Source organism: Fimbriimonas ginsengisoli Gsoil 348, from assembly GCF_000724625.1.
Taxonomy (GTDB): Bacteria; Armatimonadota; Fimbriimonadia; order Fimbriimonadales; family Fimbriimonadaceae; genus Fimbriimonas; species Fimbriimonas ginsengisoli.
The window spans coordinates 2630206-2650403 of sequence record NZ_CP007139.1; the positions used below are offsets into that span (position 1 = coordinate 2630206).

General features: G+C 60.8%; 14 protein-coding genes and 1 pseudogene. 5 read left to right on the plus strand and 10 right to left on the minus strand.

The window, feature by feature from the left end:
• Positions 1–49 precede the first annotated feature (49 nt).
• Complete coding sequence (gene pdxT / locus OP10G_RS12020; protein WP_025225641.1) at positions 50–613, minus strand: pyridoxal 5'-phosphate synthase glutaminase subunit PdxT; 564 nt, start codon at positions 611–613, stop codon at positions 50–52.
• 198 nt (positions 614–811) lie between these two features.
• Between pdxT and OP10G_RS12025 the strand changes: the two genes are divergently transcribed.
• The 3 genes from OP10G_RS12025 to OP10G_RS12035 are packed head-to-tail and all read left to right on the plus strand — an operon-like array spanning position 812 to position 4425.
• A complete protein-coding gene (locus OP10G_RS12025; RefSeq protein ID WP_025225640.1) occupies positions 812–1753 on the plus strand; it encodes an arginase in 942 nt (313 codons plus the stop codon).
• The gene (locus OP10G_RS12030) at positions 1750–2709 is read left to right on the plus strand and encodes a KpsF/GutQ family sugar-phosphate isomerase (protein ID WP_025225639.1); all 960 of its coding nucleotides are present in this window, start codon (positions 1750–1752) and stop codon (positions 2707–2709) included. Before OP10G_RS12025 ends, OP10G_RS12030 begins: the two co-directional genes overlap by 4 nt.
• Before the next feature lie 3 nt (positions 2710–2712).
• Positions 2713–4425 (plus strand): M1 aminopeptidase family protein, encoded by a 1713-nt coding sequence (locus OP10G_RS12035; RefSeq protein ID WP_025225638.1) that lies wholly within the window; start codon positions 2713–2715, stop codon positions 4423–4425.
• Between the two features lie 86 nt (positions 4426–4511).
• On the opposite strand, the gene OP10G_RS12040 is transcribed toward OP10G_RS12035, so the two are convergent.
• The 3 genes and pseudogenes from OP10G_RS12040 to OP10G_RS12050 all read right to left on the minus strand — a co-directional run bounded on the left by OP10G_RS12040 (position 4512) and on the right by OP10G_RS12050 (position 6900).
• A complete protein-coding gene (locus OP10G_RS12040) occupies positions 4512–5615 on the minus strand; it encodes a zinc-binding dehydrogenase (RefSeq protein WP_025225637.1) in 1104 nt (367 codons plus the stop codon).
• Positions 5616–5803: 188 nt separating this feature from the next.
• A pseudogene (rpsR, locus tag OP10G_RS27875) lies at positions 5804–6034 on the minus strand (30S ribosomal protein S18); the annotation flags it as partial.
• A 290-nt stretch (positions 6035–6324) separates the two neighbouring features.
• Positions 6325–6900, minus strand: a complete 576-nt coding sequence (locus OP10G_RS12050) for a hypothetical protein (protein WP_025225635.1) — start codon at positions 6898–6900, stop codon at positions 6325–6327.
• Between the two features lie 404 nt (positions 6901–7304).
• On the opposite strand from OP10G_RS12050, the gene OP10G_RS12055 reads away from it, so the two are divergent.
• Positions 7305–9155, plus strand: a complete 1851-nt coding sequence (locus OP10G_RS12055) for a tetratricopeptide repeat protein (RefSeq protein ID WP_025225634.1) — start codon at positions 7305–7307, stop codon at positions 9153–9155.
• A gap of 273 nt (positions 9156–9428) precedes the next feature.
• Here the strand turns inward: OP10G_RS12055 and OP10G_RS12060 are convergent, their stop codons facing one another.
• From OP10G_RS12060 to OP10G_RS24555, 6 genes are all read right to left on the minus strand, one after another.
• Positions 9429–11120 (minus strand): NAD(P)/FAD-dependent oxidoreductase, encoded by a 1692-nt coding sequence (locus OP10G_RS12060; RefSeq protein WP_025225633.1) that lies wholly within the window; start codon positions 11118–11120, stop codon positions 9429–9431.
• A complete protein-coding gene (locus tag OP10G_RS12065; protein WP_025225632.1) occupies positions 11114–12976 on the minus strand; it encodes a tetratricopeptide repeat-containing sulfotransferase family protein in 1863 nt (620 codons plus the stop codon). The genes OP10G_RS12060 and OP10G_RS12065 overlap by 7 nt, the downstream gene beginning before the upstream one ends.
• A gap of 10 nt (positions 12977–12986) precedes the next feature.
• On the minus strand, positions 12987–14720 hold the full coding sequence (locus OP10G_RS12070) for an NAD(P)/FAD-dependent oxidoreductase (RefSeq protein WP_025225631.1): 1734 nt from the start codon (positions 14718–14720) through the stop codon (positions 12987–12989).
• A gap of 66 nt (positions 14721–14786) precedes the next feature.
• Entirely contained in the window at positions 14787–15023 is a 237-nt protein-coding gene (locus tag OP10G_RS12075) for a hypothetical protein (protein WP_025225630.1), read from the minus strand.
• Positions 15020–15946, minus strand: coding sequence for a prepilin-type N-terminal cleavage/methylation domain-containing protein (locus OP10G_RS24550; RefSeq protein WP_025225629.1), 927 nt, complete (start codon positions 15944–15946; stop codon positions 15020–15022). Before OP10G_RS24550 ends, OP10G_RS12075 begins: the two co-directional genes overlap by 4 nt.
• A gap of 13 nt (positions 15947–15959) precedes the next feature.
• Positions 15960–17126, minus strand: coding sequence for a GntR family transcriptional regulator (locus OP10G_RS24555; RefSeq protein WP_025225628.1), 1167 nt, complete (start codon positions 17124–17126; stop codon positions 15960–15962).
• Between the two features lie 596 nt (positions 17127–17722).
• Here OP10G_RS24555 and OP10G_RS12090 point away from each other — a divergent pair.
• Positions 17723–20182, plus strand: a complete 2460-nt coding sequence (locus OP10G_RS12090; RefSeq protein ID WP_144241113.1) for a DISARM anti-phage system protein DrmE domain-containing protein — start codon at positions 17723–17725, stop codon at positions 20180–20182.
• Positions 20183–20198 lie beyond the last annotated feature (16 nt).

The window sequence follows — 20198 nt, forward strand, 5'->3', positions numbered from 1 at the left end:
AGAGCGCGACCCTAGTCGCGCTCTGCCGGCGCGGGACCAAGTCTCGAGCTTACAACGACAGGAAGTATCGGTGCAGCCGCCTGTCGTCGGTGAGTTCGGGGTGGAACGAAGTTCCAAGAAGGTTCCCCTGCCGTACCGCGACGACCTGGCCTTCGTAGCGCCCTAGCTCGGCGACCCCCTCGCCCAGGCGGGTTACGACGGGCGCTCGGATGAAGACGCCGCAAACGGGCTCGTCCAAACCGTGAAGCGGGACGGCGTCTTCGAACGAGTGCACCTGAGCGCCGAAGGCGTTCCGGCGGACGTCGATGTCGAGCAGGCCGAGGGTGTACTGATCGGAGCGGTTCTCGACGTTCTCACACATGAGGATCATCCCCATGCAGGTGCCCCACATCGGCATCCCTTCGGCGGCCCGCTGCTGTAACGCGTCGCCAAGCCCGAATCTCGCCATTAAGAGCCCGACGGTGGTGCTCTCACCGCCCGGAATAATGAGCCGGTCCGCCTTCGCGAGATCTTCACGAGAACGAACCTCGACCACATCCACGCCCCCCACGGAGTGAAGCGCTTCGATATGTTTCTCGAAGTCGCCCTGAATCGCGACCACGCCGACGGTCATGCCCGGCAGTTTACAGCCTACGTCGGAGCATTCAGAGCGTTGCGCCGAACGCAATGCGGTGGCATCGAATCCGACCCCGGAGGGGTCTTCAGAAATTAGCCCGGCGGTCGCTCCCGCGACCCCGGGTTGGCGATCCCTAAAGGCGGGTGCCCCTCCCTCGCGAAGCCAGGCTCCTCGAAAAGCTGTCACGATAAGGGCGTGATCGACGTCATCGGGGTTCCGTTTGACCTTTGCGGGTCGCGGCCGGGGTGCGCGCTAGGGCCGGCGGCGGTGCGATATGCGGGGCTGGTCGAAACACTCCAAGGGATCGGGCTGGAGGTGCGCGACTGCGGCGATATGCCGGCGATGCGACCTGAAACCGACGAGGACGGGATGCGTAACTTCCCACCCCTTTTGGAGACGGTCCGCGGGCTGCGGAAAGCGGTCTACAAGACGTATCTGGAAGGAAATCTGCCGATCGTCGTCGGTGGTGAGCACACGGTCGTCGCCGGCGCGGTCGCCGCCGCGCTTCAGTTTCACGGCGAAGATGTCGCGGTTCTCTGGATCGATGCGCACGCCGACGCGAACACCCCTGGCTCCTCCGCGAGCGGAAATTTACATGGAATGCCGATCGCCGCGCTCGCCGGGCTGCCGAGTGGGACGGAGGGGAAGGTCGACGAAGAGTGGAACGCCCTTCAGGAAGCGCTTGGCTCCGGGCCACGGCTTAGCCTGAACCGAACCGCCTGGTACGCACTACGCGATGTCGACCCGCCGGAGGTTCCGCAATTGCAAGGGCTCGCGCTGACGATGCACGACATCGACCGCCACGGCGTGGTCAACACGATGCACACCCTCGATCGTTGGCTTCGCACGATCGGAGCGAGCCACCTGTGGATCTCCTTCGACGTCGACGCGCTCGACCCGATCTTGGCGCCGGGGACCGGAACCGCGGTTCGCGGCGGGCTGACTTACCGGGAAGCGCATCTCTGCGCCGAGCTGCTGTTCGAAATGATGGCGGCGTCCGATTGCCCTTACCGTCTGGCCGGGGTGGACGTGGTGGAGACGAACCCGCTCGTCGACGCCAATAACGCGACGGCGGTCATGGTCGTCGAGTGGTTTGCCTCTCTCTTCGGCAAAACGATTCTGGGGTCGCGCCGATGAGCCTTGAAGTGGGGCGGCGGGTGCTCAGGCAAGAAGCCGAGGCGGTGCAAACGCTGGCGGACCAGCTAGGCGACTCGTTCTCTGAAGCGGTGGAGTGGGTTCTCGGCTGCACCGGCCGGGTATTGACCTGCGGCATCGGCAAATCGGGTCACATCGCCAGGAAGACCGCAGGGACGCTGAGCTCCACCGGCACCCCTAGCGGATTTCTCCAGGCGGCGGAAGCGGTCCATGGCGACCTCGGCATGGTCACCGGCGGCGACGTCGTGATTCTCTACAGCCACAGCGGGGAGACGGACGAGCTCGTGAGGCTTTTCCCACCGCTTCGGTCGATCGGCGCCCGTACGATCCTCGTTACCGGACGGCCGAAGAGTAGCGCGGGGCGGCTCGCCGACCTTGTTTTGGAGACCCATGTTGGCGAGGAGGCTTGCCCGAATAACCTCGCCCCCACGACCAGCACCACCGTTATGCTCGCCCTCAGCGACGCCCTCGCGCTCGCGGTGATGGAACGGCGCGGGTTCAGTCCGGACGATTTTGCCCGTTTCCATCCGAGCGGCGCGCTCGGAAAACGGTTGACGCTGACGGTGGCCGATGTGATGCGTCCGGCGGCTGAGATTGGAAGGGTCGGCCCGGGCGACTCGATCTTGGAAGTGATCCGAACGATGACGGAGGCACACGTCGGCGCGGCTTGCGTTGTGGAGGAGGGGCTTCTCAGAGGAATTGTCAGCGAAAGCGACCTTCGGCGGCACTTGCTGAAGGATCCGGGGCGTATGGACGTTCCGGCCGCCCAGATCATGAACTCCAACGCCGCTACGATAACACCCGACCTGCTGGCGATGGAGGCATTGGAGGCGTTTCAGAATTATCCGGTCAAGATCGGCGAAATGCCGGTGGTGCTCGAAGACCGCCTCATCGGCCTCTTAGTTCTCAAAGACCTGCTGCGAAGCGGGATCGTCTAACCCATGGTGTTCCTTCCCCTTCTGCTCCTACGCCAAGCCGACTCCCCGGACGCATTCCTTCAGAAGCTCGCCGCCGCGGTGCGGGATAAAGATAGGGAGGCGATCGCCCAGGCGTTCGACAACAAGGCGGGGTCGAGCTACCTGTTCGAAATGGCCAAGAGTCGGGGTGGATTGCAGAAGCTGAAGGTCGGGATGCTCCCGGCGCCGCCCGGGTGGACGGGCTACGGACGGTACTGGGTGGTCTTCCACACCTTTCAGGATCTGGAGGACTACCACGATCCGGTTTACCGAGTGATCGAAACGCCGGGAGGGCTCCGTCTCGGTTCGGAGGTTTCGGAGGCGGATAGCGGCGGCTGGCGGATCCGCAAAGTGAGCCATCGAACCGTGCTCTCTCCCGAGGAGTCCCGCGCCGACATTTCGGTCCAGCTCGACCTGACGGTGGGCAGTGCGCAGCGGGCACCGGTGTTTCGGCTTAACGAGGTGTACCAATTTTCGCCCGGCCGAGCGGTGACGGCGGACGACCGGCACATTGCCCGGCCGCACGATGGGCGGTTACTGCGGGTCGGGAGCCTGCTGATTCCGTGGACAAGCCACCCGGCGGACAGCTATCGCTTCAACTATGGCGCAACCCTGCCGGTAGGCGATCGTGAAGACAGTGTTTCAGCGAAGGCGGCCTATCTCACCTCGTGGTGGATCCCATCGTTGGCTCGGCTGCCGTTTCCGGTCGACGCCGTCATCGACGCGCCGGCATCGTGGACGGTAAGGGCGGAAGGGGAGCGGGGGGCGGTGGAGAGGCACGGTAATCGGAAAGTCAGCCACTTCCGGTGTGACCTGCCGATCAGCTATCCGAAGGTGATGGGCGGCCTCTATACGAAAGTTGCCGAGCAAAAAGCGGGCGGCCAGTTGTTCACCGTTTACCAACTCGAACCGATCAAGCGGGACGTGGCGGCCAAGGATCTCCAGAACATGGTCAACGCCGCCGAGTTCTACCGACGGAACCTGGGACCGCTCCCGTTCAATGGGTACGAGTGCTACGATTCGGCGACCTACTACGGAATCGAGAGCTACAGCCATACCTTCCTTAAGAAAGGGATCACCACCTGGGCGGTCAGCCACGAGATGGGGCACAGCTATTTTGGCGGCTTGGCGCCATGCGCTTACGTGCACGATAGCTGGAACGAGGGGGTCACGCAGTACATCGACTCCATCGCCTACCAAAACAACGCCGACCGCTCATTGGAGAACGGGTTGAAGACAGTGAGCGTCCCGGTTCCGCTGTCGCAGATGCCGGTCGCTTGGTCGTATGGAAACACCACCTACTATCGCGGCGCGTACGTGCTGAAGATGCTGGAAACGGAGATCGGCCGTGATAACGTCCTCGCCGCGTTGAAGGCGATCGCCTTTGGACGCCGAGGGATGGACACTCGGTGGGACGATTTACGCGCGTACTTCGAACGAGCGTCGGGCAAGCCGCTCGACTGGTTCTGGCGTCAATGGATCGACGGCGCTACGTTCCCCACTCTGTCGGTGGTGGCTAACTCCAATGGCAAGGTTACGGTGCAGCAATCGGGCACGCCTCATCCGTTCCGCCTCCGGTTCGCGGTGATTCAAAACGGTCAGAAGAAGGTGGTCGAGTTGCACGAGTCGGAAGCCACCTTTGCCGCCGACGGTCCGACGATCGACGTGTTTCCGTATGCGTTGGCGAAGATGCGGTGAGTGAAACTCAGCGCCCCGGACTCGCCGTTTGGCAGGGGCCGACCATGGGTCGGTCATCACCAACGGAAGGGGATCGGTGGGGAGCGCTATGGGAACACGACGACGCCGCGCCCACCCTGCCCGCCGAGCATGTCGGCGTAGGCTTCGTTGATCTCCTCCAGTAGATACGTCCGGCTGATAAGGCGGTCGAGGTCCAGTTGGCCGTGCCGGTACATTTCGGCATATAAGGGGAAGTCGCGTGGGGCGTGCGAGGTGCCGTAATACGAGCCCATGACGGTCTTTTCTTGCCGGGTTAGAACGGCGCCGGGGAGATTTGTCGCGCTTCCCATGGGGGAAATCCCGGAGAAGACGACGGTTCCGCCGGGCCGAACCGCCTCTAGGCACTGCTCTTGGACGGAGGGGATTCCGACGGCTTCGAAAACGAAGTCGGCGCCTCGGCCTTCGGTCATGGACTGGATGGCGGCCACCACTCCCGGTCCGGCGGTCAATCCGTCGGTCGCTCCGAAACCGCGGGCGAAAGTGAGCTTTTCTTCCGAGACGTCGACGGCGATAATCCGGGCGGCTCCCGCGACCCGGGCGCCCATGATGGTGCTGAGGCCGACGCCGCCCGCTCCGAACACGGCGACCGAGCTTCCGGCCGGGACCTTGGCGGTATTTAGGACGGATCCGACTCCGGTGGTGACCGCGCACCCGATTACTGCCGCGATCGGGAAGGGAAGCTCTTTGGGCATGGGGACGCAGCACTCCTGCGGCACCACGGCGTGTTCGGCGAAGCAGGCGAGGGCGCTGAAATGGTAGACAGGCTCGCCGTTTTGCGATAAACGGGTGGTGTCGTCGAGCATCGTCCCGGCCCAGATCGGCTCCACGTAGGCGGCGCAGAGGCTGGGGCGGCCGTGTTGGCAGTAGAAACATTCGCCGCAGTTTGGCGCCCAGTTGAGGGCGACGTGGTCACCGACGGAAACTGCGCCGACCCGTTCGCCGATGGCCTCGACGACTCCCGCTCCCTCATGTCCCGGCACGGCGGGGAGCGGGTGCTGGGTGGCGCCGGTCATCAGATGCCAATCGCTATGGCAGACTCCAACCGCTCGAATGCGAACCAGGACTTCGCCGGCACGGGGCGACTCCAAGTCCAGCGTCTCTACGGAGAACGGGACTCCCGCCGATCGAAATACCGCCGCCTTAATCTTCATTGCTTGTCCATCAACTCAAAAACAAAAAAGCCCGAACGTCGAATCGACGTTCGGGCTCTTCATACACCGCCGCTTTACGCTTCGGCGTTCTCGGCGGGGGCCGCCGGAGCTTGCGCTTGGGCGTTCATGTCGTCGCGGCGAGGACCGCGCTCGCGGCGGGGGCCGTACTCGCGGCGATCGCTGCCCATCTCGGTGACCACGAACGGCAGGAGGGCCATTTCGCGGGCGCGGCGGATTTGCTCGGCGATCATGCGCTGCTGCTTGGCGGTGTTTCCGCTCTGGCGGCTCGGCAGGATCTTGCCGCGATCGTTGAGGAAGCGGCGGAGGATGTTAACCTCTTTGTAATCGACATAGTCGATTTTGTTCGTGGTGAGGTAGCTCACCTTACGGCGACGCTTCCCCTTAAACCGACCGCCGCCCTCAGGCGCGTCCTTGTCGGCTCGAGGAAAGCCTCCCCCGGGCTGGCCATCTGCGCGGGGCGTTCTGCTGGTCTCTTCGCTCATGCTCGTTAAATTCCAAATCGGGCCCTTGCCCGAGGTGACTGAGGAGTATAGCACATCCTCCGGAGCCCCCTCCTCGTCGATGTTTGTGCGATGAGGAGGGGGTTGGGGGTGGAGAAATCCCGCCCGTAGCGTCGACGTCCCCGCCGATGATCTTGCTATACCTGCGGTACAGCAGCGGCAGAGCAGGAGCTCTGCGGTCCGCAAGATCATTGACCTTCGGTGCTTTCCGGCGGCACGGTTCCGCCTAGAAGCTTTATCGCGTCCTCCATGGCATCCAGCGCATCTGAAATCGCGCCGTCGGCTTCGTCGAGGGCGGCCGCTTCCTTGGGTGGGGGTTTGCTTTCGATGAGGTCGCCGACGGTGTCGGACGCGTCACGGAGCTCGCGGATTGCGTCGATCCCCTCTTCCACCCATTTCGCCCGCTGTTTTTCGCTCGCCGCCTGATCTTGCCGGACTTGCTGCTGCTCCGGCGGTTGCGCCATGTCCACGAGGGTTCTTCCGGTACTGTCGAGACCGTCGAGGGCGTTGAGCAGCGCTTCTTTTGTGTCTCCGCCGACGGTGCCTGGCAGCGGCCGAAGCGCGGCGACGGCGTCGTTCAGGTTGTCAGAGGCGGTGCTGAACTGGAACGCGGCGGCGTGAAGTTGTTCGTAGAGCTTTTGTGCGGGATCCGCGGCGACCATCGCCGTCCCGGCGCTCGGCGGCGAGGCGGGGGTCACGGCTGCCGTACCCCGCGAGCACCCGCTCGCGATCAAGACTGCTCCAAGCCAACCGATCGATCGCACATGTGGAGCCTACCTAGGCGGAGCCCCCGCGACGGACGAGCCGCAAACGGTTGAGGAATTACGCTGACAGCATTTGATTCGCCCGTAGCCCAGGGATTAGGGTCATTGACAAATTAGGTTTCATTCCCCTTATCTGATTTCGCTCGTAGCCCGTGGCTTTAACCGCGGTTCAAGGTCTCTCTGGGGACAAACCCCCGGGCTACGGGCGAATCAAACGAGGGAAGCTTGAACATGGCTTTTCGCTGACGGGAAAAGGGGTTCGTCTGCTGGGAGCCGATGCTACAGGGCGCATTAGACGACGCTTCCGCAGACTCTGATCCGAAGAAAAGACCTATCCTTTAAAAACCGTTCGGAATGACTGCCCGTTTTCATCCGTCATACTCCGTTGTATAGGTTTCGCGATAATGAACGTCCTTCTCGCCACCGCTATCCTGTCGCTCCTCTCCCCCCAAAAGGGCACCGTTCAGGTGAAAGTCAATGCCCAGAACGGGCTTGTCATTACCGGAGAGCACACCTTCCGAGTCACCGTCGTCGCTAATAACGCCGTCACCGGCGTCGAGTTTTACGTCGGTAGCGAGCTACGCGACAAGGACACGAGCACGCCCTACGAGTTCACCATCGACAGCCTTGCCGAAACCGACGGAAATCTCAAGCTCCGTTTCAAGGCGTTCACCACCGAGGGTGAATCGGGAGAAGCCGCGGTCACCGTCAAGATCGATAACGCGCTCGGCAAGGGACTCGATTTCCACATTCAGAAGGGAACCGAGGCGCTCCAAGATTCGAAGTTCGACGACGCCATCACCGCCGGCCGGATCGCGCTCCGCATCGATCCCAAGTCGAACGCCGCTCGCATCATCGTAGCCCGCGGCTATCTCGGCAAGGGAACGTTCGATAAGGCGCAGAAGTTTGCCGAGGACGCGGTATCCGACGATCCGAACAACCAAAGCGCGGCCGACCTTCTCTCCTCGATCAAGCTTCGCCAGGCGTTCACCACCATGAGCCGGTCGAGTGATCGAAAGGAGACGCTTGCGACCATCAAAGACGCATTCAAGAGCGCCGTCGATACCCGCCGCAAGTTTGTGGACTCCCAATTCGACAAGCTGAGCGCTCCCGATGACGCCCACTTGATCTCTTATGCCGACGCCGCCCTCTCTGCGGACCGGTATTCGGCGGCTCTCGCCGTCTTGGAGCCGGCGTTCCGAAAGGACAACCGCCGTACGGACGTGGGTAACCGGATCGCCTACGCTCAGATGCGTCTCGGCCGCTATGCCGACGCACTGAACACTCTCAACGACGTCAAGAAGTACGGTTCCGCTGACGCGTTTACCTATGCGGGTTTGGCCGTTCTGTTTGCCGAGGCGGGCAACGTGGATGCCTCGGACGCGGCGCTGAAGGATGCGCTCGTGACGAGCTCGGATGACCCCGCCGTGCTTAGCGCTCAGGCGTACGTCGCACTGAAATTCGTCCGTCACCGCGTCATCGACAAGAGCACGCTGCTGCTGAACTACGACGACATCGGAGGCGCCGACACCGCTTCGCGAACCGAGTCCCGCAAGACGATGCGGAGCGCGCTCGATCAGCTTGAGAAGGGGACCGGACAGCGATCGACCGTCAGCTTCTTCGCCAGCGCACTTAACAACAAGCTTGAGGAGTTTGGTCGGGGCGAGACCTACTTCGAGCGCGCCGTCCTGGACGATCCGCTCAATGTAGATGCCTACGTAGAGCAGGGGAACCGTTCGCTGGGCCTCGCGTTGAACGGCAAGCCGAGCGCGGACGAGATGGATCAGCGGCTGGAAACGGCTCGCGCCTACTTCGAGACCGCCCTCACCGCCCGGCCCGATTCCGCTCAGGCGCTCTCCGGCCTTTCCCTCGTCGCCCTGATGCAGAGGAAGTTCGACGAGTCGCTGAGCCTGGGCGAGGCTGCCAGTCACGCCGCTCCGACCTACGCCGCCGCCCAGGCGGTTCTGGGCGCGGTCTACTCCAGCGTCTCCGGCGCCAAGCGGCTGCAGGCGGATAATATCCGCAAGCAGAACAAGACCGGGGGAACGACGAACGAGGAGCGCCAAGCGAACGAGGTTCAGGCCCGCGAACTGGAGCACGACGCCATCGTCCTCGCTACCAAGGCGCGCGATACGGTAGTCCAAGCCGCCAAGCTCGACCCGCGCCTAGAAGGCCAAGACATCACCAAGCCCCGCGCCGCTTGGCGATACCTCTACACCGGTGGCCGAGTTCCGACTCTGCCGCAGCCCCGCTAGCCCCGGACCGCCGCTCTCCAGAGCGGCCCCTCCCGCCTCCGAACCCCGTTCGGAGGCTTTCTCATCCGTGGCACGGGCGGCTCGCCCGTGGGTATCGGGGGCGGCCCCGCCCCTGAAAAGAAGGCCAAGAAGAGGCGTTACACTTTATCTCGGGAACTGGGGCCGGTCCGGTTTCCCTTGACCTCGAACTCTACGCGCGTCGGCAGTCCCTGGGCGGTATCGACGAAGATCATCATTGGGCATGCCTGCTCGATCCGCAGCCAGTTCGACCCCCTACGTCACCTTGATGAATGGCCGGCTGGGGACGGCTTTGCCTTTGATCCAGCCTTCGAGAATTAGGGATTCGATTCCTTCGATCGTGAGCAGGGCGGCGTCTTGAGGGGGGATGCCGTCTTCTCGGATCATGGCGTTGACGCAGTCCTCAAGGATCAGGATGCTGTCCATGTTGCGCTTCATCGCTTTGAGGAGGTGCTTGAAGACGTCGACGATCGGCAGCACTTTGGGACCGCGTTTGAGGCATGGAATGGGGACGACTCGCCCTTCGAGATAGCGGACGAACTTTCCTTCGGTCGCTCCGTCGAGATTCAAGCGCCAGAAATTTGTCTTCGTCAGCTCCCATTCGGGGGCAGCGGCGCCCATTTCGACGGCGAGCAGCTTAAGGCCAGAGACCCGGTACGTGAGGGCGGCGGCGACACCGGGTTCATCCACGGTGAAGCCTCCGGTGGCGAGCCACTGGAATGCCGACTCGGGGGTGAGGGTGAGTCCCGCCGTCTCCGCTATTTCTTGGCAGTACTCCTTCAGGTCGGTGAACTGGCTGTTGGAGGTGTACCAAAAGTCGGCGAACTGCATGTGGTGTCGAATCTGCTGGCGGTGGCCATCTTCGTACTCCTGCTTCAACCATTCCGGATCTTGTTCGTTTCGATCTAACTCGAGAATGGTAAAAGCCACCTTGCGTGCGCCGGTGTGGGCCAACGTCATGCCGGCGGAGAGGATCGGGTCGGCGAAGCCGCAGGAATCGCCGGCCAAGAACCAATTTTCGCCAGCGAGGCGCTTGGCGAGGAAGTTCCAATCCTTGGTGGCAAACAGGCCGTCTTCGGGCGTCGCGGTTTCCAGAAGGCGAGATATGAGCGGCTCGGTGGCGATGGCTTCTTCGTAAAGCTGCTCGGTGGTTTTGCCGCTTGTCTTGTAGTAGCTAGCCGGCAGTACCAGTCCGACGGAAGTGCGGGTCGGCGTAATCGGGATGAACCACATCCAGCCCCAATCTAGGCTCATGATCTGGATCCGCGTTCCCCCGTTTCCGATGGTGACCGCCCAGGTCGCGTCTTGCCAATACTTCCAAACCGCGATGTTTCGGAGGGCGGTGGGAGCCTCGATCTCGATGCCGAGGGCCCGCCGCAGGATCCCGATATCGCCGGATGCGTCGACGTAGTAACGTGCCTTGATCAGGCCATCGCTCCCGACTTGCTCCGTCACGTCTGGATCTTGGGAGACAACGCTCAGTCCGGTAATCCGATCGCCCTCGTGAAGCACCTGAGCGACTTTGGTTTGCTCAAAAACGCGGCAGCCAAGGGACTGCGCGTGGTCGAGTAGCACCTTGTCGTAGATGGATCGGTCGACCTGGAACGCGGTTTTCCTCCGCTGATCGACGAATTTCGCCGGGCGGGCTTCTTCGCGAAACTTCTCGTGGTGGAGAAAGTCGGTCTCCCAGTAGTCCTTCTTGGCGCCCCATTTGAAAGTGGCGCCGATCTTGATCGGGAATCCGGCGGCTTCGACCTTATCCCAAACGCCCATCTCGTCGAGGATCGCGGAGATTGCGGGGAGGTGGCTCTCGCCGACGTGGTCGCGAGGGAACTGTTCCCGCTCGACGATGGTGACATCGAGGGATGGGTTGTACTTCTTGAGGAAGGTCGCCACCGTCGTACCCGCGGGACCCCCTCCGATGATGGCGACGTCGGTTTCTAACATTTCATTTCCGAGGTTTTGGGAAGCAGCTCCCCGAAGGGACCCAGCCATGGCTCATATTTCTTCCACGTCTCTAGGGAAGATCGGTAAATCGGTTGCCGCACCTGCCAGACGCTGGGGGTCACTACCGAGCGTTGATTTTGGTGGGGGCTCAAACAGGCATCATCCCACGGAAGCCCCAGGAAGTCAATCGTCTTTCGGATCACCTGTTCTGCATCAGAGACAAGGTCTGAGTAGTCGATTTCCAGCAGCGCTTCCGGTGGGAGCACGCTCCTCCAGTGGTCCATCACGCGCAGGTACTCGCGATAGGCGAACACGATGTTTTCGGGGACATGCGCGAACTCGGTCATCACTCGGTTCGGCGTGAAATAGATGGAAAGGCAGTTATCGACCGGGTGCCGGCGGATGTGGACGATCTTGGCCCTGGGAAATACCGAGTGAATGATTCCCAGTCCAGCGTAGTTCACGGGCATTTTGTCCACGACGTGCCGATTGCCGGGGGCCAATCTGGTGAGGATCGCGAGGTACCGATCGGCAAGCTTCGACATCCCCTCCGGCGAATGCTTGGCGCCATCGACGGCGAGAGGCCAGTTGTTCACCCAAAATGGCTGCTCTCCTCCGGCTCCCACCTCGGGATGGCTGGAGAGGATCTGCTCGACGAGGGTGGTGCCCGAGCGCATCATGCCGACGACGAAAATCGGTACGTCGCTCGCCGAACCGGCCGTCTTCATCCGCGCCAATTCGGGGGCGGTGAAACGGTGGATCGTCCGGTCAACCCGGTCGGTATATTCCGCGAAGTCGAATAGACGTCCGTGGAATCTCAGATCGGCCTCGATGTCATTCGCGATCCGGTAGTTCTCCATCGACGCCTGGTAGTCGCCGAGGTCTCCGTGGGCTTTTCCCAAACCATAGCGAAGAAAGCTATGATCGCGCGGCGTTAAGCGGGCGTCGTCGGCGAGCGCCGTCATCCGCTCGAGGAGGGAGCGATCTTCATCGACCACTCGCTTTCCGTTCACAAGGGCGAAGTAGGGATAACCTTGCGACGGATCGACGGCGATGGCGTTTTGAAAGCAGCCGATCGCCTCATCGAGCCGGCCCAAACCTTGCAGGGCGGTTCCGAGTCGAGCCATCGTGGGGGCATCCTTAGATCCACTCTCGGCGGCTTTCCTCAATAGTTGCTCGGCCTCGGCAGCCCGATTCTCTTCCTGCAGAATGCGGCCTAGCAGGAGTTGGGTTGATGGAGAGTTGGGCGCAACCTCCAAGGCTCGGCGAGCGCAGGCTACGGCGCCCAGGGCGTTGCCTTGAGTCATGAGATACGACGCAAGGTGTTCAAAATTTTGGGCGGAGGGGGGCATCGCCCCCAGGACTTGGGCGAGTAGCCTCTCCGCCTCTTCGTCCCGACCTTGCAGATGGAGGCAGAGGCTGAGCTGAAACTGCACGGGAGGGGCGCCGCCGGACAAATGGACGCTGCGCCGAAGTAGCTCCTCCGCTTCCGGTAGTCGGCGGAGATCCATAAGGCACCTTCCCAACTGGGCAAGGGCTTGGGCATCGTTTGGATTCAACAGCAACGCCGCCTGGACGGATTCGGCGGCTTCGGCGACGAATCCTAGCCGGTGCAGCGCCACCGATTGCCAAAAGGGGGCATGAAAGGAGCCGGGGTCGGCCTCCCGCACCTGTCGCAGCCAACCAACCGCGGCTGTTGGATCACCGACCTTTGCTTCGATAACGCCGAGAAGCAGTTTGGCCTGGATAGATTGTTCGTCCATCTCCAGTGCCTGTTGCGCCAAGGCGGTGGCTCGCTTGAGGTCACCCTTTGCATGGGCGGCGCCGGCTTCGCGAAGCAATTGGTCTACGGTCACGACAATCCCCTCAACCCTCGATCGCCGCCGCCATTCTGACCATCGGGTCTTCGGTGTCGCGGTTCCAGTCGATGTTTGGAGTGCGGGGAATGTCTTCGGGGCGGAGGAGCGGCTGATCGGGTGAGTAGACGCCGGAGATCCAGCCGTCTTTCAGCAACACTTCCAACGCTTCCAATCCACTGAGGGCGACGATCGGCCCCATTTTGGCGCTGACATCCCGAAGCGCCCGGATGATGGGGCCCAGCTTCGTTTCCCTCTGCAAGATTTCCAGGATGACGCGGAAACCGCCCGAGACGGGGATTTCCAAATCGCCCTTGCGGAGGGTGCGGCCCTGCCGGATTCGACCGCCTTCGTAGATCGGCGTCTTACCGGGCACCACGTCCTCGATATTGAGATCGAATACGTTGACTTTGGTGATCTGCCACTCGGACTCGCTGTTGAAGAGCATCCCCTCGATGTTCTTGATCTGCTCGATGGAATGGCCGGCGAGTCCGGCCCCCGCCGTCTCCAGAGAAACGAAGCCGCCGGTGCCGATCCACTGCCAGGCGGATTCGGCGCTCATGTTGAGCCCTGCCCCGCGAGCGATTTCGCTGGTGTATTCGACCAGCTCCGAGAAGTGGCGATTTCCGGAATACCAGTAGTTGGCGAACTGAATGTGTTGGTAGACCCGTTGCCGCTGGCGCTTTTCGAAGGCGAGACGCATCCATTCGGCATCAACTTCGCCCCGATCGAGCTCCGCAATGGTATAAGCGCATTCCTTGGCGCCAACCATGGCGATGGTAATCCCGGCGGAAAGGATCGGATCTGCAAAACCGGCGGCCTCGCCGACCAAAAACCAGTTTGGTCCGGCCATCTGGCGAGCCAAAAAGGACCAGTCGCGGGTGGCGCGGACCTCTCCGTCACGTTTGGCGGCGGCGGTTAGGGCGGCGATGCGCGGTTCCGACCTCACCGCTTCCGCGTACAGTTCCTCTGGTCGTTTCCCGCACTGCTTGTAATAATCGGCGGGACACACCAAGCCGATCGAGGTACGGGTGGAAGTTACCGGAATGAACCAGATCCACCCATATCCGAGGCTCATGATCTGAATTCGGGTAGCCCCCGCGCCGATCGTCACGGCCCAGTCGGCATCTTCCCAATAATCCCAGAAGGCGATGTTTCGCAGCGCGTTGGGCTCTTCGGTTTCAATGCCCAGGCCGCGCCGGAGGATTCCCGCGTTTCCGGACGCGTCGACGTAGAACCGGGCGGTCAACTTGGAGCCATCGGAGAGCTCCAACTCCTTCACGGCGCCATCGGTAGCTTCCACGCGCGTGACCGCCACCCCTTCCCGGACGACACAGCCGAGCTCCGCGGAGTGGTCTAGAAGAATCTTATCGAACGGACCGCGCTCCACCTGCCAGGTGCTCCGCATGCGCCAGCCTTCGTACTTGCCAGGGCGCTTTTCGAGGGGATTTACTTCGGCGGTCTCCAGAAGGTTGAAATCCCAAAGATCGTCGGAGGAGCCCCAGCGGTACGTCGCGCCGATCTTGATCGGAAAGTTGGCGGCTTCGATCTTGTCCCAGGCGCCGATCTCATCGAGGATTCGGCCGGTGGTGGGGAGCAGGCTCTCGCCGATGTGGTCCCGGGGGAAAACTTCTCGCTCGAGAATGAGAACGCTGAGGTGGGGCGCGTGCTTTTTGAGCATGGAGCCGACCGTGGACCCGGCCGGTCCGCCACCTACGATAACGACGTCGAATGCTTCCTGCATCGGTGAAGAACCCATATATAAATAAGGCCGGACCCTTTAACAGGGTCCGGCTTCGGCAAATGCCGGTTACTTTCCTCCGGGCGCCGCGCCCGGTTGTCCGCCCGGTTGTCCGGCCGGATTACCCGCGGGTTGCTTGGCCCCGCGAGGCTTCTTGCTCATGCTCTCAAGGCTTGGAGGCCCGCCGAGCATTTCGTGCATCTTCTTCTCATCGGGTTGCGAAGGGGAAGAGCCGCAGCCGGCTCCCATCGCCCCAATGAGAAGGAGGCTGGCGAGCCCCGCCCAAAGGTTTACCGGCTTTATCATGATCCCTTCGGCCAGAAAGCCTTGATGGCCTTGTCCGCGCCTCCGTTGATCGGGATTGTGGTGCCCATCAACTGTCGGTAGGGTGTGGACTTGACGTGGCCGTCCGTACCTGCCCAGATGGTAAGTCCGGTTGGTTCCTGGGTCGGCGTTCCGCCGGGCCAGGGGTACGTGCCGATGACCTTACCGTCGTTGTCCCTTGCGCGGGCAAGCGGGCCGCTCGTTACGAGGTTACAGCCGTACGTATTGAAGCCACAGGAGCCCCAATAGAGGTCGAAGCTGTCCGCGTTATCCTGCTGCCACATGAAGTCCCAGTTACCGGACTGAGCGATCATGACCTGATCTGCCGGACTGGCGACCGCCGTGGTAGAAAGCGAGGGGGTGCCTCCCGCTTTATAGCCATAGGCCGACCAGATGATTCCACCGGAGGAGTTGGTTACGCCGCCGATGCCGTCGTAGTGCCAAATCTGTCCGCCGGTCATGGCGGCGCCGGTGGAGGAAGAACCAAACGTGTAGTTGCTGAAGCTGCCGTCGGTGGCCGCTTGCTGCGGTCCCATGCCCCAAAGGCCATAGATGGCAAAGGCGGTGCCGGCGCCTTCGTCATTGGAGTTTTGGAGGATGCTAGGACCGGTCGGGTCGAGCAGAACGCCCCATGACTTCATGTACGGCTGCTGCAGATACGAGAAGGGGAGTGCGTGCCAGTTGCTGTCGTATTCGACGACCGGCGAGAAGTTATCGTCGCTGTCGCCAGCGTACATGAGTTGGCCGAGCGCCATCTGCTTCGCGCCGCTGATTGCGACGGATGTCTTTGCCGCTCGTTTGGCTTGAGCGAAGACAGGGAACAGAATGGCCGCAAGGATAGCAATGATTGCAATTACAACTAGAAGTTCGATGAGCGTAAAGCCACGTCGCTTACATTTTTTCATGACGTTCTCCAAATTACGGGGTGTCTACAAGGACGGAAATCGATCGCGGTTCTGCGGTTGAACCCGCGATCATGAGTGGCGCATCGAGCAGCACATGCCGGAACGTTCCACCGAAGCTCGCTTTTGATCGCTCACAAAGCAGTTCGGTGGCAAGTTGGCCGATGCGCTCAAACGATTGACAGCACGTGGTGAGGAACCCCCCGCCAGGAACCCACCGGAGCAAGCCGTCAAAACCTAAGAGAGAGATGTCCCCAGGCACGGAAATGCCCCGGGACTGCAGCGCGGCATGTACCTGCAGCGCTACGTGGTCGTTGATTCCCACGATCGCCGTGGGAGGTTCGGGAAGACTGAGTAATTCGTCCAGGGCCGCTTCGACCCCTTCCGGCTCATCGACCATGTCTTGGAACACCAGCTCCGGATCGAATGGGATGCGGGCATCGTTCAGCGCGCGCCGGTAACCCGCTTCGCGGGCGAGCACGCTGGATACGGCATCGTTATTCGTAATCAGGGCGATCCTTCGGTGTCCGAGATCGGCCAGGTGTTTCACGCTCTGACGCGCGGCCGCTTCGTTATCGGAACCGACGAAGTCGGCTTCGAACCCCTTCGGCGGCAGCCGGTCGACGAAAACCATGGGGATGCCGGCGGCCCTCACCTTTTCGAGGGCGTGCCGGTTGCGTTCGGTGCCTAGGTACCACAGGATGGTCCCGATCGCATGGGGATCCTCGGCGAGTTCAAGCAGGTATCGCTCTTCGGCCTCAAGGCAACCCTCCCAATCGCGTCCGCTCGGTACGTTGGCCACGACGAGTCGGATGTCTCTCGGCAAGTCGGCGGACTGAATTCCTTTGAGAATCGAGGATGCGCAGTAGTCGCCCGCATTTGGCCACAACCAAATGGCGATATCCCCGTGCCCTTCCGCCCTTCGCAACGCGCCCGCTTCCGCCGTCTCGTTGGCGGTTCGAATTCCTGGATTCCGCACGATGGGGCGGCAATTGGGCTTGCAAAGCAACAAGCCCTCCGCCTCCAATTTGCGGATGGCGCTTCGGACGATGACTCGGCTGACGTGAAACGTCTTCGCGAGGTCTCTTTCTCCGGGCAACCCTCGTCCGACCGGCAAATCGCCGCGTCGTATCCGGTCCCGCAAACCGTCGATCACCGCCATGACCAGGGGCGACTCATGCATACGAACCGAAGCTCCTAACGCAGATATATTTTGGCGGGGCCACTAGAAACAGATTGTAACACAAGTGGACCGCAAATGCCAAAGCAGACCGAAGGCCCAAAAACGACCCAAACGAGTCCACCGCGGCAGTCGAGTGCGATTCTTAGGGAAGGCACTGCGTCGTCCACCTCTGAGGTATATTTGATCGCCGGTCCGGCCCCCACGGACCTTCAAAACGGCAAAAAACGTCGGGGCGTGGCGCAGTTTGGTAGCGCGCTTCCATGGGGTGGGCTCCTGCCCTTCGACCCCCATTTCTTACCCTTTCCAGGTTCAAACCGCGCATTTCCACAGGTTAGGGATATGCGGCTCGACTTCACCCTGGGTGAGTGGTCCTCGACTGCTATTCTACACTCGTTGAAAGTCCGTCGGTTGTTACCAGTGTCGAACTTTATCGTTTGTCCCGTAGGAGCCATCGCCTTTGTATCTGGCTGAACGCTGGTGTTTCAGAGTCCTCGCAGAATATCGCCACTGACAACCATTTTGCTGTACTAACGCCTGTTATACTTGCGATCATCGCGCCATGGGCGTGCACTTCCTTCTGGTCCGTGTATTTTATCGTGGCAAAGATTAAGGACATTCTCATTTGCCAAAACAAATCAGCGCAGATCGAATTAGCGAGGCGCGTCGTTCTTTCGCAAAACCTCGGTCCCTTCGGAATCTGGTCGTGGCTCGCTGATTCGCTGAGAGAGTTGCCGAGACGCTCTTGGACTCGAGAAGCTCACAAACGACTCTGGGATGGTGGGCTGTTGACAATTGACAGCACCCCTGCGAACCCTGGTTCGGTCGCTGACTACAGCAGCCGGATCATCTCAGCGGGGCTTCAGGTTAACAAGCGGGTCGCAATACTCTTCCCGAAAGGAACGGATCATGGCAGCATTGTGCCGGATGTTGCGGTTTCCTGGTGCTTGGAACCGAAAGAGTTCAAGTTGACGAACCGAGTCCTGCTTGTCAGCGGCCGAGCTGGCGCTCACAGGCCACTAAGACATGCGCAGGTGGGAGCACTTGCGCTAGCGAGTGTATTGGACATACACGCCAATGATGCCAATGCCACCCTGAACCTGGCCGGGCGTGCTTCACAACTTCCGACAGTTATCTACACTTCACGCCCGTCAAACCTGAGGAGTCTACTGAATGATGTACAGCCAGATGTGGTCATTCTTGACTTGTGCGCGACGGATCGACAGCCCTGGGTTGTGTCGGCCATGGCCGATTTGCGAACGTTTAAGAACCCTGTCGCCCTATGGACAGATAACCCCTTCGTCTACGTGTTGGCGGGTTCAACCGAATGGCTTCGCTTTCGCTGGGACTCGGGAAAGCCAGCAGATGAGACGGATGTGGAACCCCTGAGGCTGAGGTCACTCATCGCCCAGCAGGGAACTACATCCCTGAACTCACTGATCGTTCCGACGCTCAGCAATTCAGCGGAAGCGATGATGAGAGATGCGACCATCGATCTTGTTCGAGCAAGGGTGGAGCTTAATGGGGCGTTGGCCCAGGAAGCAGCATCCCTGCTCGCCAGATTTGTCCGCGCGATGAGTCGGTTATCGATACCTGTTGCTGAGTTTGATGATCTCTCCAGCACCCACTGGGGTGTTGCTTCACTGACTGCTCTCAGTGACGAAGTTGAGAACTATTTCAAGTATTGGACAGATTCACCCCTGCCGCTGACCCGTGCGCGAGAGGCAGCGCAGGAGGCTTTTCGCCTACTGCGAAGAGACGGACCCGCCTTGGGCAAAGCGCTTACCAACCACATCTTGGAAGGGAGAGAGCCCCGGCAGGTTCTTTTTCCTTCCCGTTCGCAGGCAGCACTGTTTCGAAAACATTTCGCAAGCGAGTACGGACTCCAGCAGGGTGCTCCTCTGCTCCCCCTGTCGCCGGATGAGTTGGGAACTTTGGAAATCGAAGGGCAGCTTCTCGTTGTCGGTTTGCCCTATCCCGACTTCTTCTTCAAAGCACCTCAAGTTCTTTTAACGGACCGGATTGAGGTACTCCACCATGAATTTGAGGTCAAACTCGCCGACTGGGTCTTTAACACTTCGGTAGAGATGTGTGCGCCATCTACAGAAGAAAATGTCCATGCCGTGGCACAACTCCTCGGCAAAACAGAGCCGATTATTGGGCCACAAAGCCAGTCCAGAATCGTGCGAACGCCTGCAACGTTTGTTACCCCCCAAGGGACAAAGGAGTCTCAAGCAATGCAATTGAACTTGCCAAGCCAGATAGACGCTTGGGCCAGTCTTCTAAGCCAAGAGGAGCTCGATGCCGAAGGAATGGAAAGCGAACCGTTGGAACGCGGAGGTACTTGGACTTCCGCTGCGGTCGAAATACGGTTTTCCGATCGCACATGGGTCTTCCTCGATGAGTGCGGTCCCGTTCAAGTCGTTACAAGTAGCAGAATGGAGCAGCGTCCCGCAAGAGACTTGGTTGCCGGTGATCAAATCATGCTCATCAATGGTCAGAAGCGACAAGATCAATTTTCGATGCTGCTGACTAGACTCCACGCCGTTAGCGGTGTTTCCGTTTACGTTGATCTCGTCAATAGGTGGCGGAGCGAAATCGGTGAACTGTACCATCGACACTGGGTCGCCCAGGGGTTGGGAACCAACGAGTTACTCTGTAAGCTCAGGTCCCTGGGCACAAGCGTCACAACGGCTGATACGGTTCGAAACTGGATTCGTGGCTGGCATACACCGCAAGACCGCCAAGACATCTGGAGAGTCGCAGTCGCTCTCGAAATGCCATTCACGACCCAGCACCACCGGGCCATAGCAAAGGCTGCCACGGAGATCGCCAACGTTCACCGACAAGTGTCTCGGCAGATTAACCTTTGGCTGGAATGGCGATTGAGCGATCCCCTAAGAGCAAGGTCCGCGATGAATGCAGAGATTCTCCCCGATCTAGGGATTTCTCTTGCAGATTTCTATGACGCCGTTGTGATACTCGACATCGAAGAAATCCAACTCCTTGACCGTCCGGTTCCGGGGAGTCTAATTGGAAGGAGACAAGGCTTACTATGAGTAGCCAAGCGTTACC

Excerpts from the sequence above, each read along its gene's own strand:
- pdxT (WP_025225641.1), bottom strand. The coding sequence starts at position 613 with ATGACCGTCGGCGTGGTCGCGATTCAGGGCGACTTCGAGAAACATATC.
- OP10G_RS12030 (WP_025225639.1), top strand. The coding sequence starts at position 1,750 with ATGAGCCTTGAAGTGGGGCGGCGGGTGCTCAGGCAAGAAGCCGAGGCG.
- OP10G_RS12035 (WP_025225638.1), top strand. The coding sequence starts at position 2,713 with ATGGTGTTCCTTCCCCTTCTGCTCCTACGCCAAGCCGACTCCCCGGAC.
- OP10G_RS12040 (WP_025225637.1), bottom strand. The coding sequence starts at position 5,615 with ATGAAGATTAAGGCGGCGGTATTTCGATCGGCGGGAGTCCCGTTCTCC.
- OP10G_RS12055 (WP_025225634.1), top strand. The coding sequence starts at position 7,305 with ATGAACGTCCTTCTCGCCACCGCTATCCTGTCGCTCCTCTCCCCCCAA.
- OP10G_RS12060 (WP_025225633.1), bottom strand. The coding sequence starts at position 11,120 with ATGTTAGAAACCGACGTCGCCATCATCGGAGGGGGTCCCGCGGGTACG.
- OP10G_RS12070 (WP_025225631.1), bottom strand. The coding sequence starts at position 14,720 with ATGCAGGAAGCATTCGACGTCGTTATCGTAGGTGGCGGACCGGCCGGG.
- OP10G_RS12075 (WP_025225630.1), bottom strand. The coding sequence starts at position 15,023 with ATGATAAAGCCGGTAAACCTTTGGGCGGGGCTCGCCAGCCTCCTTCTC.
- OP10G_RS24550 (WP_025225629.1), bottom strand. The coding sequence starts at position 15,946 with ATGAAAAAATGTAAGCGACGTGGCTTTACGCTCATCGAACTTCTAGTT.
- OP10G_RS24555 (WP_025225628.1), bottom strand. The coding sequence starts at position 17,126 with ATGCATGAGTCGCCCCTGGTCATGGCGGTGATCGACGGTTTGCGGGAC.